General features: G+C 36.2%; 2 protein-coding genes. Both read left to right on the top strand.

The window, feature by feature from the left end; all coding sequences use genetic code 11:
* On the top strand, window positions 1-1,441 hold a 1,441-nt coding region (locus AFK68_RS09580; protein ID WP_094672517.1), incomplete at its 5' end, for a carotenoid oxygenase family protein.
* A gap of 1,195 nt (window positions 1,442-2,636) precedes the next feature.
* Window positions 2,637-4,010 (top strand): pentapeptide repeat-containing protein, encoded by a 1,374-nt coding sequence (locus AFK68_RS09575; RefSeq protein ID WP_094672516.1) that lies wholly within the window; start codon window positions 2,637-2,639, stop codon window positions 4,008-4,010.
* Window positions 4,011-4,597: the final 587 nt, after the last annotated feature.

Below are 4,597 nucleotides of genomic sequence, written 5' to 3'. Positions count from 1 at the left end.
ATCTTATACTCGTGAAGATTGGAAAGGAGGATATGAATCTCAACCGAACGAATATGATTATTGGATTGATGATATAGAAGGTGAAATACCAGAGGATTTGAATGGTACTTTTTTCCGCAACGGACCAGGTTTATTAGATATTAATGGTGAATCTATTGCTCATCCTTTTGATGGGGATGGAATGGTTTGTGCAATAAGTTTTAAAAATGGTCGTGCCCACTTCCGAAATAAGTTCGTCAAAACGGAAGGTTATGTGGCAGAAAAAGCAGCAGGAAAAATTCTCTATCGAGGTGTTTTTGGTACTCAAAAACCAGGAGGTTGGTTAGCTAATATTTTCGATTTGAAGAAGAAAAATATTGCCAATACTGGCATTCTTTATTGGGGCGATAAACTTTTGGCTTTGTGGGAAGGATCACAACCTCATCATTTAAATCCAAATAATTTAGAAACTATTGGAATTGAGGATTTAGATGGAATTTTACAATCTGGTCAAGCTTTTTCTGCTCACCCTAGAATTGAGAAAGGAAAGAATGGGAAAGGGGATGTTTTAGTTAATTTTTCTGTCAAACCTGGTTCATCAAGTACCATCACTATTTTTGAATTTAATAGTCAGGGAAAATTACTCAAACGTTACTCTCATTCGATTCCTGGTTTTGCCTTTTTACACGATATGGCAATTACACCAAATTACTGTATCTTTTTCCAAAATCCTGTTACTTTGAATCCTATTCCTTTCTTACTGGGATTGCGAGGTGCTGGTCAATGTTTGGAGTTTTCTCCTAATAAATCAACACAGATTATTGTAATTCCTCGTGATGGTAGTAAAGCCATGAAAATTTTGGAAACTAAACCTTGTTTTGTATTTCATCATGCTAATGCTTGGGAAAAGGATGGGGAAATTTATGTAGATTCTATTTGTTATAAATCTTTCTCACAAATTGACTTAGGTGATGATTTTCGTGAGATAGATTTTGACTCAATTCCAGAAGGTCAGTTATGGCGATTTAAGATTGATTTTTCCACGGAAAATGTAGAACATAAATTAGTTGAAAGTCGTTGTTGTGAGTTTCCAACTTTAAATCCAAATAATCTGGGAGAAGCTTATCAATATTTATTTATTGGAGTTGCAGAACAAGCAAGTGGAAATGCTCCTTTACAAGCAATATTAAAGATTGATTGGCAAACAGGAGAACGTCAAGTTTTTAGTTTTGCACCACGAGGTTTTGCAGGAGAACCTTTATTTGTTCCTTTTCCGAATGGGGTAAATGAGGATGATGGTTGGTTATTGATGTTGATGTATGATGCGGCGGAACATCGGTCTGATGTTGTGATTTTGGATGCTCGAAATTTGAATAAAAAACCTGTGGCAAGATTGCATTTAAAACATCATATTCCTTATGGTTTACATGGGAGTTTTACGCCTAATTATTTTGGGGAATAAATAATAATGGATAATTGATAATGGATAATTGATAATGGATAATTGATAATGAAAACTATAGGAATTGCTCAATAGGTTAGGTTGCAAGAACTCTGACACGAATAAAGCAGGGCTGACATATTTCTAATTATCAATCATCCATTATTATAGCGGTTTTCACTTCATGACTCCAAAACTTCTTCCTTCTCTCCTAGATAATATGAGCCTTCTTCCTTTAAACCCAAATCTCTGTACTCTAAAAAACATGAAAACTGCTATAATTATGGCTTGCTGATTAATTATGAAAGTATTGACAGATAAAGACTTTAGGATTTTTTAGTTGACAAAAGTACCAGCTTTTTGGTGGATAGAGCTGCAAAAAGTTAGTATTTTGAGATGATTATGGCAGAAAAATTGAGGAATAATTTTTCGAGTACCTCCCCTATAATTCCCATTTCTCCTGTCTCCTACCCTTACCCATAAAACTTTTTCAGCAAACCCTAATTATGGCTCTGCTGATTAATTATCAAAGCATTTACAAATAAAAGTTTGAGCATTTTTAAGTCCGGAAAAAGTAAAATATTTTGGGCTGATAAGGGTCAAAAAGTTAGTATTTGGGTAAGAGTGTTCATTAATTGATAATTGATAATGGATAATTGATAATTACAAGAAGGTTAAAACCGTTACGGAATTGAATATCGGGAAATTCAAGAGCACTTTTTTTCCCCTATCCAAGGGGAGGCTTCAAGGCGCGAATTATTTAATTATTAATAATTAATAATTGGGTAAGAGTTGGGCAGGAAAATCAAGAGATAATTTTTATGAGTACCTTCTCTATAACTCGCTGTTTCTCTTGACTCTGTAGGGACGTTCCATGCAACGTCTCTCCCTGTCTGCACAAAAAGACTTTTTCAGCAAACCCTAATTATTAATTATTCAGTATCTAATCGTAAACGAAAAGATGGCAGGTATAGCTGAAGTCAGAAGTCAGAAGTCAGAAGTGTTGAGCAAAAAAATTACTTCCCTACACTCCCCTACTCGTCTACTCCCCCAGGGATAATTCTTTGTCGTCAGAGAATATTTACAATTCCACACTTCCCACACTTCCCACACTTCCCACGCTTCCCACACTTCCCACACTTCCCACACCTGGACTTTTTCTCTGAGTCTGTGTAAACTAAAGGCAATTCAAAATAATTTAATGTAAATTAATAACATGAATAATAAGGAATCTAAATCTACAATAAATGGAGATATTTTAGAAAAGTCTGCAATTTTTAAAACTAAGGTAAGTAGAGATTATAGTCAAACAAAGGTAAATCAAGGTAACTACACAAAAGAAGATACAAATATAGAATTTATACTTAATATAAATCTTGGAAATAAAAGACACAAGACGACATTAACAGCGATTGAAAAATATCTGCAAGGAGCTGCTAATGATGAGGGATTAAAAATTGTTGATATTTATTCAGGAAAACTGCAGTTTATTTTACAAGCTGCTCCAGAATGTCTAGAAAAAATTGAACTACTATTTAACTCAGGAGAATTAATAGAAATATTTGATGTGCCGATAGAAACTGTTGAATTTATAGAGTCTGAAAAGGAAAAATTAGGATTGACAATTGCTGCGGATATTTCTGATACTGATGTGGCTAAACTTAAAGCTGCTATGACTGGAGCTAATGACCAAAAATTATTAATTCAGACAATTCAAACTAATCAAGGTGAGAAAAGATTAAATCTCAGAGGTGCTAATTTAAGACAAGTCAAGCTTATGGGAATCAATCTTAGAGGAGCTATACTTATTGGAGCAGACCTGAGTGAAGCTAACTTAATTGGAGCTGACTTAAGTGGAGCTGACCTTAGCAGAGCTAACTTTATTGGAGCAGACCTGAGTGAAGCTAACTTTATTGGAGCTGACCTGAAAGTAGCTAACTTTAGTAGAGCTGGTATCGAAAGGGCTAATCTAAGAAGAGCAGACCTAAGTGGAGCAGAGCTTAAACAAGCCAAACTTGGTGAAGCAGATGTCCGAGAAGCTATCCTTGGTAGAGCAGACCTGAGTGGAGCAGACCTGAGTGGAGCAGACCTAAGTGGAGCAGACCTGAGTAAAGCAGAGTTGGTTAGAGTTGACTTTAGAGAAGCTAACCTGAGTGGAGCAAATCTCAGTAAAGCTAACCTTAGTAAGGCTAACCTCAGAGGTGCTGACCTGAGTACGGCTAAATTCTTTGGAGCTTACGTTAGTGGAGCTAATATTAGTAGAGCGAATCTCTATAGAGCAAATCTCAGTGGAGCAAATCTTAGTGGAGCTTACCTCAGACAAGCAGACCTTAGCGAAGCTGACCTTGGTGAAGCTTATTTTTTTGGTCTCAGAAAAGACTACTTAAAAGGTGCTAATTTGAATGGAGCGAATCTCGAAGAAGCTGACTTCCGAGAAACTGAATTTAAAAATAGTGAAGTAAAAAATGCAAAATTCAGTAGTAATAGCTGTGGAATGACTGAACAACTTAAACAAGATTTGATTGAAAGAGGAGCTATTTTTAGAGATTCTGAGGAATATATTTCTTTATTAACTCCATTAATTCGTTAAAGAACCTGTCAGTCATTAGCTAGCTTCCTGTTTTTACCCTTTTTTCAAGTCTCTATCTACTGGTGTCTCACACCTTCAATAGTGCAATAGTAGGGGCGGGTTTTAGCTAGAATTTTCATGCTTACTCTAGGATTTATACAAACCCACCATAACGCACACCCATTAGATGTGTCACTGCAGTAGTGCGTTATATCATGTCCGGATAAGAGCGTGATAAAAAAACTTTCTCCTTTTTATACTTTCTGTTTCCCACTTCCCTCCTGACTCCTGACTCCTGACTCCTCCCTAATTATTTATAACTGTTCAACCGGACATGATATTATATCATTGGGGGCGGGTTTATCTAATCAAATGTGAAAACTGATGAATTTAACGGGGAACCCGCCCCTACGGTTGGCAACATTTTAGTCCAGTAGTGGACCGACACAGCTAAAATAGTGCAATAGTAGGGGCGGGTTTTAGCTAGATTTCATGGTTACTCTAAGATTTATACAAACCCGCCCTAACGCACCATTTTTAATCAACCGGGTATTACAATTCTGGTGCGTTATGACGGATTGTTAAATACCTGATAATACCGAGTAATT

Source organism: Hydrocoleum sp. CS-953, assembly GCF_002260545.1.
Lineage (GTDB): Bacteria > Cyanobacteriota > Cyanobacteriia > Cyanobacteriales > Microcoleaceae > Trichodesmium.
Note: the sequence above shows the minus strand (reverse complement) of the source record. Positions and strands in the feature narration are given on the sequence as shown.